Raw genomic sequence first — 11,623 nt, 5'->3', positions numbered from 1 at the left:
AGATGTGTATAAGAGACAGGGAGCGAGCTTGCTCGCGAAGGCCGCGCCGCGGTCTGACTCAGAGCTTGACCGCCGGCCGCCCCGGCTTCTTGGTCTGCAACAGGTGCGAGAACACTGCATGCAGATCGTCCGAAGCGCTTTCCTCGTCGAGGTTGAGCTTGCTGTCGATGTGATCCATGTGATGCATCATCAGGTCCACCGCCAGCTCGCCGTTGCGTGCTTCGATGGCGTCGATCAGCTGGGTATGCTCGTCGTAGGAACAGTGTGAGCGGTTGCCGCTTTCATATTGGGCGATGATCAGCGACGTCTGCGAAACCAGGCTGCGCTGGAAGCTGATCAACGGCGCGTTCTTCGCCGCTTCGGCCAGTTTCAGGTGGAATTCACCCGACAACCGGATGCCGGCGCCGCGATCGCCACGGGAGAAGCTGTCGCGCTCGTCGTTGACCATCTGGCGCAGTTCGGCGATCTGCTCGGCGGTGGCGTGCTGCACCGCCAGCTCAGTGATCGCGCGTTCCACCAGACGTCGGGCGAGGAACACCTGACGCGCCTCTTCAACGCTCGGGCTGGCCACGACCGCGCCACGGTTCGGCCGCAACAGCACCACGCCTTCATGGGCCAGACGCGAGAGCGCGCGGCGAATGATGGTGCGGCTGACCCCGAAAATTTCCCCCAGCGCTTCTTCGCTCAACTTTGTGCCGGGCGCCAGGCGCTGTTCGAGGATGGCCTCGAAGATATGCGCATAGACAATATCGTCCTGGGTTCCGCTGCGGCCGGCTTTGCCTGCTCGCGGTTGTTTCTTGAGGGGTTGCAACTGTTCGTTCATGGGCACTCGAGTCGGGAAGAACGGCGGCGAATTGACCGTGACTGTAATACGGCACAGTGGGTCGCTGGCAAGTATCGCGTAAAAAACAGCGCGATTGTACACAATGGAAGGTGGCAACACGACTGTACGGCTGTTTGTGACTTCGGCTGTATTGCAACGCTCCGTTACGTTTGAGTTTAGGCTTGATCGCAGAATCCGCGATCCCTGTGGGAGCGAGCTTGCTCGCGATAGCGGTTGGACATTCAACTCTAATGTCGACTGTTCCGCCGTCATCGCGAGCAAGCTCGCTCCCACAAGGGTTTCGCATAGCAGCAAATATCTTCATTGGTACAAGGAATACCGCTGTCATGAACGAAATTACCCACACCCGACTGCGCCCGCTGGCGGACACATCGCCCTCCGCCATCGTCGCCGGGTTCATCGCGATGATGACCGGCTACACCAGTTCGCTGGTGCTGATGTTCCAGGCCGGGCAAGCGGCGGGCCTGACCAGCGGGCAGATTTCGTCATGGATCTGGGCGATCTCCATCGGCATGGCGGTGTGTTCGATCGGCCTGTCCCTGCGTTATCGCACACCGATCACCATTGCCTGGTCTACACCCGGGGCAGCGCTGTTGATCACCAGCCTTGGCGGCGTTACCTACGGCGAAGCGATTGGCGCCTACATCACCTGCGCGGTGCTGGTGACCATTTGCGGCCTGACCGGCAGCTTCGAACGGCTGGTGAAAAAGATCCCGGCCTCCCTCGCCGCCGCGCTGCTGGCGGGGATTCTGTTTAAGATCGGCAGCGAAATCTTCGTCGCCGCGCAGCATCGCACCGGCCTGGTGCTGGGGATGTTCTTCACTTATCTCATCGTCAAACGCCTGTCGACACGTTATGCGGTGCTGGCCGCGCTGCTGATCGGCACCGCGTTGTCGGGCTTCATGGGGCTGCTGGACTTCAGCGGCTTTCATCTGGAAGTGGCGACGCCGGTCTGGACCACGCCGCACTTCTCCCTCGCCGCGACCATCAGCATCGGCATTCCGCTGTTTGTTGTAGCGATGACCTCGCAAAACATGCCCGGCATCGCCGTGCTGCGGGCCGATGGTTACAACGTCCCGGCCTCGCCGCTGATTACCTCTACCGGCATCGCGTCCCTGCTGCTGGCGCCGTTCGGTTCCCACGGTATCAACCTGGCGGCCATCAGCGCGGCGATCTGCACCGGGCCGCATGCCCATGAGGATCGCAACAAACGCTACACCGCTGCCGTGTGGTGCGGGATTTTCTACGGGATTGCCGGGGTGTTCGGCGCCACGCTGGCGGCACTGTTTGCCGCGCTGCCGAAGGAGCTGGTGCTGTCGATTGCTGCTTTGGCGCTGTTCGGCTCGATCATCAACGGCTTGAGCATCGCCATGACCGAGGTGAAGGAACGGGAAGCGGCGCTGATCACCTTCATGGTCACGGCGTCGGGGCTGACGCTGTTTTCCATCGGTTCCGCGTTCTGGGGGATTGTCGCGGGGGTGCTGACCTTGCTGATCCTCAACTGGCGCAAGGCCTGAGGCCTGGTTAAAACGCAGGCATAAAAAAACGGCGACCCTCAGGTCGCCGTTTTTTCAGTATCACTTGGCCGCGTTGATCGGCTTTTCCGGATACCAGACGTCCAGCAGCGGGCTGATTTCAGTAGAAGTCAGCTCGGAGCGGGTTTTCAGCCAGGCTTCAACAGCAGCGCGCTGCTCTTCGGAGACCGAACCACGCTTCTGCAGGCAAACCAGACCGAAGTCGTCGCCGCCGACATAGCCCAGACCGTTGGCTTCCATGGCTTCTTTGATGAATGCTTCGAGGAAAGCGTCAATGGCTTCTTCGGACAGGTCTTCTTTGAAGCCCAGGTTCAGTTCGAAACCCAGCTCTTGAAATTCATCGACGCACAGTTTTTTGCGCAGACGCTGGGAACGGTTAGTCGCCATTGGAACAATCCTCTTAAGTAATAACGGCCGGCACTTTACCAGTTTAAGCCGTCGATTGCCCGACTCTCTGGGACGTGCGTGCGACCGCCTGTAAAAAAATAACGAATTGGCGCCCTTGCGAAAGGCACAAGCTGTTACACCTTGGGGCATAATGCCGACACTTTCATGACCACTGAGGGCCTTTTCATCCATGTCCTCGTCTTTTTTCCCCTCGGCTGTAGGGTTTTATTTCATATGATCAAATCGTTGCGTCCTCTGCTCCTGGCCGGCCTTCTTCTGCCGCTGGCCCTGCCCGTCTCCGCTGCCACCATCAACACCGCCCTGACCCCCAACGTCGAAAAAGCCCTCAAGGCCAGCAAGCTGCAGCCCACTGCCCTGTCGCTGGTGATGGTGCCGCTGGACGGCCCGGGCACGCCGACCGTGTACAACGCCGACGTGTCGGTCAACCCGGCCTCGACCATGAAGCTGGTCACCACTTACGCGGCGCTGGAAATGCTCGGCCCCAACCATCAGTGGAAAACCGAGTTCTACACCGACGGCGACCTGAACGGCGGGATCCTCAACGGCAACCTCTACCTCAAGGGCGGCGGCGATCCGAAGCTGAACATGGAAAAACTCTGGCTGCTGATGCGCGATCTGCGTGCCAACGGCGTAACCCAGGTCACCGGGGATCTGGTGCTCGATCGCAGCTTCTTCGTGCAGCCGCAACTGCCGGAATTCAACGATGACGGCAATGACGAGAACAAGCCGTTCCTGGTCAAGCCGGATTCGCTGCTGGTCAACCTCAAGGCCCTGCGTTTCGTGGCCCGCAATGACAATGGCCGGGTTTTGATCTCGGTCGAACCGCCGATTGCCAGCATCAACATCGAGAACACCGTCAAGGCGCTCAACTCCAAACAATGCACCGGCGGCGTGCGCTACAACCCGGTGCCGCAGGCCGATGGCAGCGTGACCGTGACCGTGGCAGGTCAGTTGGGCGAAGGCTGCAGCTCTCAGACTTATCTGTCGCTGCTCGACCACGCGACCTACACCGCCGGCGCCGTGCGGGCGATCTGGAAAGAACTGGGCGGCAGCATCCAGGGCAAGGATCGTCTGGCCCCGACGCCGAGCAGCGCCAAAGTGCTGGCCCGTGCGTTCTCGCCGGATCTGGCGGAAATCATCCGCGACATCAACAAATACAGTAACAACACCATGGCTCAGCAGCTGTTCCTGAGCCTGGGCCAGAAATTCCGCAACGATGCCGACGGCGATGACGCCAAGGCCGCGCAACGCGTGGTGCGTCAGTGGCTGGCGAAGAAAGGCATCACCGCGCCGCACCTGGTGATGGAGAACGGCTCCGGTCTGTCGCGTTCCGAGCGAGTCAGTGCCCGTGAAATGGCCAGCATGCTGCAAGCGGCCTGGCACAGCCCTTACGCCGCCGAATACATCAGCTCGCTGCCGATTGCCGGCACCGACGGCACCATGCGCAAACGCTTGAAAACCACCGCGATGCGCGGCGAAGCCCACGTCAAGACCGGCACCCTGAACACCGTACGGGCGATTGCCGGCTTCAGCCGCGACGTCAACGGCAACACCTGGGCGGTAGTGGCGATCCTCAACGACAAGGCCCCGTTCGGCGCATCGTCGGTGCTGGATCAGGTGCTGCTGGATCTCTACAAGCAGCCGCGGACGCCGCAGACTGCTTCGGTTCTGTAAGCACACCACAAACACTGTGGGAGCGAGCTTGCTCGCGAAGGCGTCCAGTCAGTCAATAAAGATGTCGACTTTGCTGGCCCCTTCGCGAGCAAACTCGCTCCTACAAGTGTTCACCGGCAAACCGGATCAGTGCATCTGCCGCTCAACCCGATCCCGTCCGCCCTGCTTCGCCGCGTAAACTCCCGAGTCAGCCCGTAGCAACAGCGCATCCGCGCCCTCTCCCGGTCGCCAGCTGGCAATCCCGAAACTGGCCGTCACCACCCCCACCACGTCGATCGGCGCACCGCGCAGGCTTTGCCATAACTCCTCGGCCAGCATGTGGGCGTGATCGCCGTCGATGTCCGGGCACAGCACCATGAACTCTTCGCCACCCAACCGGCAGAACACGTCGGTACGCCGCAGACGATGGCCGATTCGCTCGCAGACCGCCTGCAGCACGCGGTCGCCCGCTGCGTGACCGTACTGATCGTTGATCCGTTTGAAGTGGTCGATGTCGAGCATGATCACCGACAACTCGCCACCGCCACGCTCGACCCGGGCCATTTCGGTGGTCAGGCGCTCCTGGAAATAGCGCCGGTTGTGAATCCCGGTCAGGGCGTCAGTCACCGATAATGCGCGCAACTCCTCTTCGACGCGCTTTAGGTCTGAGATGTCGGAGATATAACCGTGCCACAGCACGCCGCCGCCCGGCAGTTCCTCCGGGGTCGCCTCACCGCGAACCCAGCGCAGACCACGCTCGGGCAATTGCACCCGATACTCCTCGCGCCATGGACTGAGATTGTCTGCCGAAGCGCGGATTGATGAGCGCACGCGAGTGGTGTCCTGCGGGTGGATGCGGGTGAAGATCGCTTCGGCGTTGAGCAGCAGCACGTCCGGTTCCAGCTCGTAGATTTCGCGAATGCCATCGCTGGCGTAAATCACACTGAAACGTCCGTCGAACTCCATCTTGAACTGATAGATTCCGCCCGGAACGTGGGCGCTGAGCTTTTTCAACAGCACGTCCCGGGCCGCCAGCACTTCATGCACGCGCTTGCGTTCGGTGATATCGATGCAGATCGCCAGATGGCCGACCCACAGGCCCTGTTCGTCCAGCACCGGAGTGGCCAGCATGTTCACTGGAATATGGCTGCCATCCTTGCGCACCAGCGTCCACTCCCGCGCCTCGTGCCCGCCGACTTCGCCGCCCTCGACCAGCATCGCCTGACAGGTCGGAATGGCCTTGCCGTAGCGGGCGCTCAGTTCGGCGGCGCGAGCCACCAGCTCCCGAGGAAAATGCAGATTCTCCAGGGTCATGTGGCCGACCACGTCAACGCTGCGATAACCGAGCATTTGCTCGGCTCCGGGGTTGAAGGTATTGATCACCCCGCGCAGGTCGGTCGCGATGATGGCCACCTGTGTCGCCGCGTTGAGCACCCCGCGCAACTGGCCGTGAGTGCCGCGCAGCTCCTGTTCGCGCTCATGCAATTCCTGGGTGCGCAACTCGACCATGCGCAACGCGCGCTGGCGCTGACTGACCAGCACATAAAGCAGCGCGCTCAGCAGCAGACTGAGCAATCCGCCGAGAATCACCACACTGGCAACCGACGAATGGTTAGCCTGAATGAAGGCCTCGCTCGGCGCGATATCCACCTGATAATCGTGATCGGCCATGCGCACCAGCCGAGTGGCCGACAGATCGCTCGGCGCAGGCTCATTGGTGGACTCGAACAGCACCTCATGCTGATCGTTGGTGGACAGATCGAGAATGCGCACCGAAAGGTAGTCATGCAGCGCATCCGGCAAACCGTCCGCCAGCAGCTGACGCATGCTGATGACCGCCATCACATAACCGTACGACCTGGCTTCACCCGAGCGCAGCACCGGCGCAACCAACAGAACGCCGCGCGCATAGGCCGGTTCGATGGCGACCAGATGCATCGGCTGCGAAACCGCCAGGCCGCCGAGCTGATCGGCACGTTCAAGCGTCGTGCGGCGCAACGGCTGCGCGAGCAAGTCATAGCCCAGCGGCGAGCCGAGCCGGCTCTGGGTCTGGCTGTACACCACGACAACGTACTCATCGCGGGCCGAGGCCAACTGCAGCTCACCGCGAGCATTGAGTTCACGCACACTGAAAGTGCTCAGACCTTCGTCACGCACCCGTTGCTCGAACGCGCCACGCTCGGCACCGCTCACCCGCAAAGCGAATGAATAAGCCTGGGTACGCAGTAAAAGAGGCTGGGTGTAACCATCGAACTCGGCGCGGGACACCGATTCGGAGTTGGCGAAGAAACGGCGCAGTCCATCGAGACGTTGCTCCTGATCCTGAAAACGCTCTTCGATGCGGCTGTAGCGCTCGTTGGCCAGCAGCTGAAAGCGTTGGCGCAACTGGCTATGAAACTGATTGAGGGTGCCCCAGGCGAGCAGCCCCGTGAGAATCCCGCCGGCGAGCAATACCAGCAGCCCGACCAGCCAGGCCGAGACTTCTTCGCTGATAAAACCCAATATCTTCGGGCGCACGGGGTGCAACGACATAAAAGCCACTCACTACGTCAGCATCTGCGGGAAAAACCCCATCGGCCGTGTGTGAGTTATAGCTATTAGCCACTAATTTGGCTAGTTCTGAAAGGATCCAAGAGCCTTTAAAAATCAAGGCTCTGTGGATCCAATATTGCAGAGTGTCAACGAGCCGTGATTTTCCAGGCGCGGTGGATCTTGCCGTTGCGGGCGAAATCCGGGTCGATGGTGCTGGTGGTGATTTCCTCGACCGCGTAACGCTCGGCCAGGTTGTCTTCGAGCTGGAACTTGCGGAAGTTGTTGGAGAAGTACAACACCCCGCCCGCTGCCAGGCGCGCCATGGCCAGGTCGATCAACTGCACCTGGTCACGTTGCACGTCGAAGATGCCTTCCATGCGCTTGGAGTTAGAGAAGGTCGGTGGATCGATGAAGATCAGGTCGTACTCTTCCCGGCAGTTTTCCAGCCACGCCATCACATCGCCCTGCTCCAGACGGTTTTTGTCGGAGAAGCCGTTGAGCGACAAGTTGCGGCGCGCCCAGTCGAGGTAGGTTTTCGACAGGTCGACGCTGGTGGTGCTGCGCGCGCCACCCTTGGCTGCGTGGACGGAAGCGGTCGCGGTGTAGCAGAACAGGTTGAGGAAGCGCTTGCCGGCGGCCTCTTTCTGGATCCGCATGCGCATCGGGCGGTGGTCGAGGAACAACCCGGTGTCGAGGTAATCGGTGAGATTGACCAGCAACTTCACGCCACCCTCGGTCACTTCATTGAACTTGCCCTGGGCCGCCTGACGCTCGTACTGCTTGGTGCCGCTCTGACGCTCGCGACGCTTGACCACCACGCGGCTCTTGCCGATGTTCAGCGCCTGCGGAATGGCCGCCAGGGCGTCGAACATGCGGATCGAGGCTTTTTCCGGGTCGATCGACTTCGGCGCGGCGTATTCCTGAACGTGCACCCAGTCGTGGTACAGATCGATGGCCATGGCGTATTCCGGCATGTCCGCATCATAGACGCGGTAGCAATCGATGCCTTCGCGCTTGACCCACTTTCCCATCGCCTTGAGGTTTTTCTGCAGGCGGTTGGCAAACATCTGCCCGCCTTCGCTCAGGCGCGGCTGCTCGATCACTGGTGCCGGGGCCGGCGTCGGTTTGATCGGGTTGCCGTTCTTGTTGAACTTGCGCTCTTGCGGCTCGTTCGGCGTCTGATCGTAGGCGGCTTGCTCGCGCTCGGCCTGACGTTGTTCCGGGGTGCGGCGCTCGCCAGTGACGAACTGATCCGGCAGAACTTTGATCAACAGCAGCTTGCACGGCAGCGCGCCGTTCCAGAACGAATACTGTTTGTGGCTGCGGATGCCCATGCGCTTGCCCAGGTCCGGCGCGCCGGTGAACACCGCCGCTTCCCAGTTCAGGCAGGCCTGACGCAGACGCTCGCCGAGGTTCTGGTAGAGGTACAACAGGCTGGCTTCATCGCCCAGACGCTCGCCGTACGGCGGGTTGCAGATGACCAGACCTTTCTGGTTCTGGTCCGGACGCGGCTCGAAGGTTGCGACTTCGCCCTGATAGATCTTGATCCACTCGCTCAGGCCGGCGCGCTCGACGTTGTTGCGGCCCGGCTGGATCAGCCGTGGGTCGGCTTCATAACCACGAATCCACAGCGGCGGCTTGGCCAGACCGGCAGCGGCGCGCTCTACGGCTTCTTCATGGAGTTTTTTCCACAGCGCCGGGACGTGACCGAGCCAGGCGGTGAAGCCCCACTGCTCGCGACGCAGGTTCGGCGCCATGTCGGCGGCGATCATGCCGGCTTCTACCAGGAACGTGCCGACACCGCACATCGGGTCAGCCAGCGCGCCACCTTCGGCGGCAATGCGCGGCCAGCCGGAACGGATCAGGATCGCGGCCGCAAGGTTCTCCTTCAGCGGCGCAGCGCCCTGCTGCAAGCGGTAGCCACGCTGGTGCAGGCTGTGACCGGAGAGGTCGAGGGACAGAATCGCTTCGCCGCGATCCAGACGCAGGTGAATGCGCAGGTCCGGGTTGAGCTTGTCGATACTAGGGCGGTCACCCTGCGGGGTGCGCAGTTTGTCGACGATGGCGTCCTTGACCTTCAAAGCGCCAAAGTGAGTGTTGTCGATGCCCGAACCGTGACCGCTGAATTCCACGGCCAGGGTGCCGTCGGCCAGCATATGGTCCTGCCAGTCGACGTCGAGTACGCCGTGGTACAGGTCTTCGGCGTTTTTCATCGGGAAACGCTTGAGCACCAGCAGCACCCGGTTGGCCAGACGCGACCAGAGGCACAGGCGATACGCGGTTTCCATGGTCGCCATGCCACGCACGGCGGAGGTGTGTTCGCGGGCCTCTTCAAGGCCAAGCCCGACGGCTTCCTCGATGAGCAGGCCTTCAAGGCCTTTGGGGCAAGTGAGGAAGAGTTCGAAACGGTCGGACATGGTTTTTCCAGAGCCTTTGGCTAATGAACCGGCAACGCATTGCCGATCCGGTTTTCAATCAGGCGCTTTTCTACAAGAGCGCCCGCGTGGCACGAAGGTGTGCCGTTCCATCCCCGCTGCTCGGGTTAAAGGAGCTTAGATGCCGGGACAGATAAAAAAGTTGAAGCAACAAAATGATTCAGGACAACCCTTCGTCGAATAGTACCCGAGTGTAAACGTGGGTCATTCTCACTAAAGGATTAACCTCATCATCCAGCGCGGGGCCGATCATACCGGGGTTTGGCCAATAAACACTGGATAAATACGCGGTTACTTATGGCCATAGCATCTTTTTCGTTACGTCCTTATGACAAAACGGTCATTCCATCGATGTGACTCATTGGTTAGAACTGGACACAGGTTGACGTCGCAACGGCGTCAACACCTTGGCTCGCCACGCCGGCAGCGAGCCGCCAACGGCAGAGTTTTTCTGCCAGACCTCAATTGAGGTCGACGCGACAAAAACAGTCAACAAGTGAGGGAAACACCCTATGAGAAGACTTAAGCGTGATCCGTTGGAAAGAGCATTTTTGCGCGGATATCAATATGGCGTTGGTGGCAAATCCCGTGAGCTTTGCCCATTTACTCTACCGTCGGTACGTCAAGCCTGGATCAACGGCTGGCGAGAAGGACGCGGCGACAACTGGGACGGTATGACCGGCACTGCGGGAATCCACAGACTCAACGAACTTCACGCCGTCGGCTGACACAGGGCACTTATTGCGACACGACAATCTGATTTCGTAACAACCTGATCACCATGCACGTCCTTCCCGGACGGCGGGCTACGGCCCAGGGGCTCCTTCGAGGAGCCCTTTTTTATGCCTGCCACATTATTTATGCCATACACAAAACCTGTGGGAGCGACGGTGCGACGACTCGACTTGCTCGCGATGGCGGTGCATCAGTCACACGAAATGTTGACTGAACGGACGCCATCGCGAGCAAGCTCGCTCTCACAAAGGATCAGCGTTTGGCGGCGATGGCGTCGACCGACTCGCGAATCAGCGCCGGACCCTTATAGATGAAGCCGGAGTAGATCTGCACCAGGCTCGCACCGGCAGCGATCTTCTCGGCCGCATGCTTGCCTTCAGTGATACCGCCCGCCGCGATGATCGGCAGCTTGCCGCCCAGCTCGGACGCCAGCACTTTCACGGTGTGGGTGCTCTTCTCACGCACCGGCGCACCGGACAGACCGCCCGCCTCGTCACCGTGTTCCATGCCTTCGACGCCCACACGGCTGAGGGTGGTGTTGGTGGCGATCACCGCGTCCATCCCGGTTTCGATCAGCGCTTGCGCGACTTGCGCGGTTTCTTCGTCGGTCATGTCCGGCGCGATCTTGATCGCCAGCGGTACATGTTTGCCGTGGCGCAGGGCCAGTTCGGCGCGGCGCGTGGCCAGGTCCGCCAGCAATTGCTTGAGCGAATCACCGAATTGCAGGCTGCGCAGGCCCGGGGTGTTCGGCGAACTGACGTTGACCGTGACGTAACTGGCGTGGGCGTAGACCTTGTCCAGGCAGATCAGGTAGTCATCCACCGCGCGCTCGACCGGGGTGTCGAAGTTCTTGCCAATGTTGATCCCGAGCACGCCCTTGTATTTGGCCGCCGCCACCCGCGCCAGCAGGTTATCCACGCCGAGGTTGTTGAAACCCATGCGGTTGATGATCGCCTCGGCTTCCGGCAGGCGGAAAATCCGTGGTTTCGGGTTGCCCGGCTGCGGACGCGGGGTCACGGTGCCGATTTCGACAAAACCGAAACCCAGCTGGGCGAAGCCGTCGATGGCCGCGCCGTTCTTGTCCAGACCGGCCGCCAGACCGACAGGGTTCGGGAACTCCAGGCCCATGACATTCACCGGCAGCGACGCCGGGGCCTTGCACAGCAAGCCGTTGAGGCCCAAACGCCCGCCCGCGCCGATCAGATCCAGCGACAGATCGTGGGAGGTTTCCGGGGAAAGTTTGAACAACAGCTGACGGGCCAGGGTGTACATGGGCGGCTATGACTCGGGCGGCGAAAAGAGGCGGCGATTATAGCCGGGCATCGCCCCGCCGCGCGAGGCGCACGGGTAAATCCGTGCGCATGGCATATGCCTTGCACCTTCCTCGGCATCAGCCCGCAGGCCAATGGTGGCGTGCAGGCAAGGACAATGGCGTCGTCTCTCGGTTTTGCGCGGGCAAAGCCTGGGACGACGTTTTTTTT

8 protein-coding genes are annotated in these 11,623 nt (G+C 61.0%); 3 read left to right on the top strand and 5 right to left on the bottom strand.

Annotated features, from left to right (window positions below):
* Nucleotides 1-58: 58 nt before the first annotated feature.
* Entirely contained in the window at nucleotides 59-823 is a 765-nt protein-coding gene (locus N8H71_RS27270; RefSeq protein ID WP_007952027.1) for a GntR family transcriptional regulator, read from the bottom strand.
* A 347-nt stretch (nucleotides 824-1,170) separates the two neighbouring features.
* Here N8H71_RS27270 and N8H71_RS27265 point away from each other — a divergent pair, with 347 nt between their 5' ends.
* On the top strand, nucleotides 1,171-2,361 hold the full coding sequence (locus N8H71_RS27265; RefSeq protein ID WP_262196376.1) for a benzoate/H(+) symporter BenE family transporter: 1,191 nt from the start codon (nucleotides 1,171-1,173) through the stop codon (nucleotides 2,359-2,361).
* 60 nt (nucleotides 2,362-2,421) lie between these two features.
* Here the strand turns inward: N8H71_RS27265 and N8H71_RS27260 are convergent, their stop codons facing one another.
* Nucleotides 2,422-2,766: a YggL family protein gene (locus N8H71_RS27260; RefSeq protein WP_007952029.1), complete on the bottom strand. Its 345-nt coding sequence runs from the start codon at nucleotides 2,764-2,766 to the stop codon at nucleotides 2,422-2,424.
* A gap of 234 nt (nucleotides 2,767-3,000) precedes the next feature.
* On the opposite strand from N8H71_RS27260, the gene dacB reads away from it, so the two are divergent.
* On the top strand, nucleotides 3,001-4,461 hold the full coding sequence (dacB, locus tag N8H71_RS27255; RefSeq protein WP_007952030.1) for a D-alanyl-D-alanine carboxypeptidase/D-alanyl-D-alanine endopeptidase: 1,461 nt from the start codon (nucleotides 3,001-3,003) through the stop codon (nucleotides 4,459-4,461).
* Between the two features lie 126 nt (nucleotides 4,462-4,587).
* On the opposite strand, the gene N8H71_RS27250 is transcribed toward dacB, so the two are convergent.
* On the bottom strand, nucleotides 4,588-6,972 hold the full coding sequence (locus N8H71_RS27250; RefSeq protein ID WP_262196375.1) for a sensor domain-containing diguanylate cyclase: 2,385 nt from the start codon (nucleotides 6,970-6,972) through the stop codon (nucleotides 4,588-4,590).
* Nucleotides 6,973-7,118: 146 nt separating this feature from the next.
* Nucleotides 7,119-9,389 (bottom strand): bifunctional 23S rRNA (guanine(2069)-N(7))-methyltransferase RlmK/23S rRNA (guanine(2445)-N(2))-methyltransferase RlmL, encoded by a 2,271-nt coding sequence (gene rlmKL / locus N8H71_RS27245; RefSeq protein WP_262196374.1) that lies wholly within the window; start codon nucleotides 9,387-9,389, stop codon nucleotides 7,119-7,121.
* A 530-nt stretch (nucleotides 9,390-9,919) separates the two neighbouring features.
* Here rlmKL and rmf point away from each other — a divergent pair.
* A complete protein-coding gene (gene rmf / locus N8H71_RS27240; protein ID WP_003223300.1) occupies nucleotides 9,920-10,135 on the top strand; it encodes a ribosome modulation factor in 216 nt (71 codons plus the stop codon).
* A gap of 259 nt (nucleotides 10,136-10,394) precedes the next feature.
* On the opposite strand, the gene N8H71_RS27235 is transcribed toward rmf, so the two are convergent.
* Entirely contained in the window at nucleotides 10,395-11,414 is a 1,020-nt protein-coding gene (locus N8H71_RS27235; protein WP_007952033.1) for a quinone-dependent dihydroorotate dehydrogenase, read from the bottom strand.
* Nucleotides 11,415-11,623: the final 209 nt, after the last annotated feature.

Origin of the sequence: Pseudomonas koreensis (genome assembly GCF_025447595.1) — a bacterium.
GTDB classification, from domain to species: domain Bacteria; phylum Pseudomonadota; class Gammaproteobacteria; order Pseudomonadales; family Pseudomonadaceae; genus Aquipseudomonas; species Aquipseudomonas koreensis_H.
This window is presented reverse-complemented; position numbering and strand designations above follow the sequence as displayed.

Coding starts and splice junctions, on each gene's coding strand:
- N8H71_RS27270 (WP_007952027.1), bottom strand. CDS start 823: ATGAACGAACAGTTGCAACCCCTCAAGAAACAACCGCGAGCAGGCAAA.
- N8H71_RS27265 (WP_262196376.1), top strand. CDS start 1,171: ATGAACGAAATTACCCACACCCGACTGCGCCCGCTGGCGGACACATCG.
- N8H71_RS27260 (WP_007952029.1), bottom strand. CDS start 2,766: ATGGCGACTAACCGTTCCCAGCGTCTGCGCAAAAAACTGTGCGTCGAT.
- dacB (WP_007952030.1), top strand. CDS start 3,001: ATGATCAAATCGTTGCGTCCTCTGCTCCTGGCCGGCCTTCTTCTGCCG.
- N8H71_RS27250 (WP_262196375.1), bottom strand. CDS start 6,972: ATGTCGTTGCACCCCGTGCGCCCGAAGATATTGGGTTTTATCAGCGAA.
- rlmKL (WP_262196374.1), bottom strand. CDS start 9,389: ATGTCCGACCGTTTCGAACTCTTCCTCACTTGCCCCAAAGGCCTTGAA.
- rmf (WP_003223300.1), top strand. CDS start 9,920: ATGAGAAGACTTAAGCGTGATCCGTTGGAAAGAGCATTTTTGCGCGGA.
- N8H71_RS27235 (WP_007952033.1), bottom strand. CDS start 11,414: ATGTACACCCTGGCCCGTCAGCTGTTGTTCAAACTTTCCCCGGAAACC.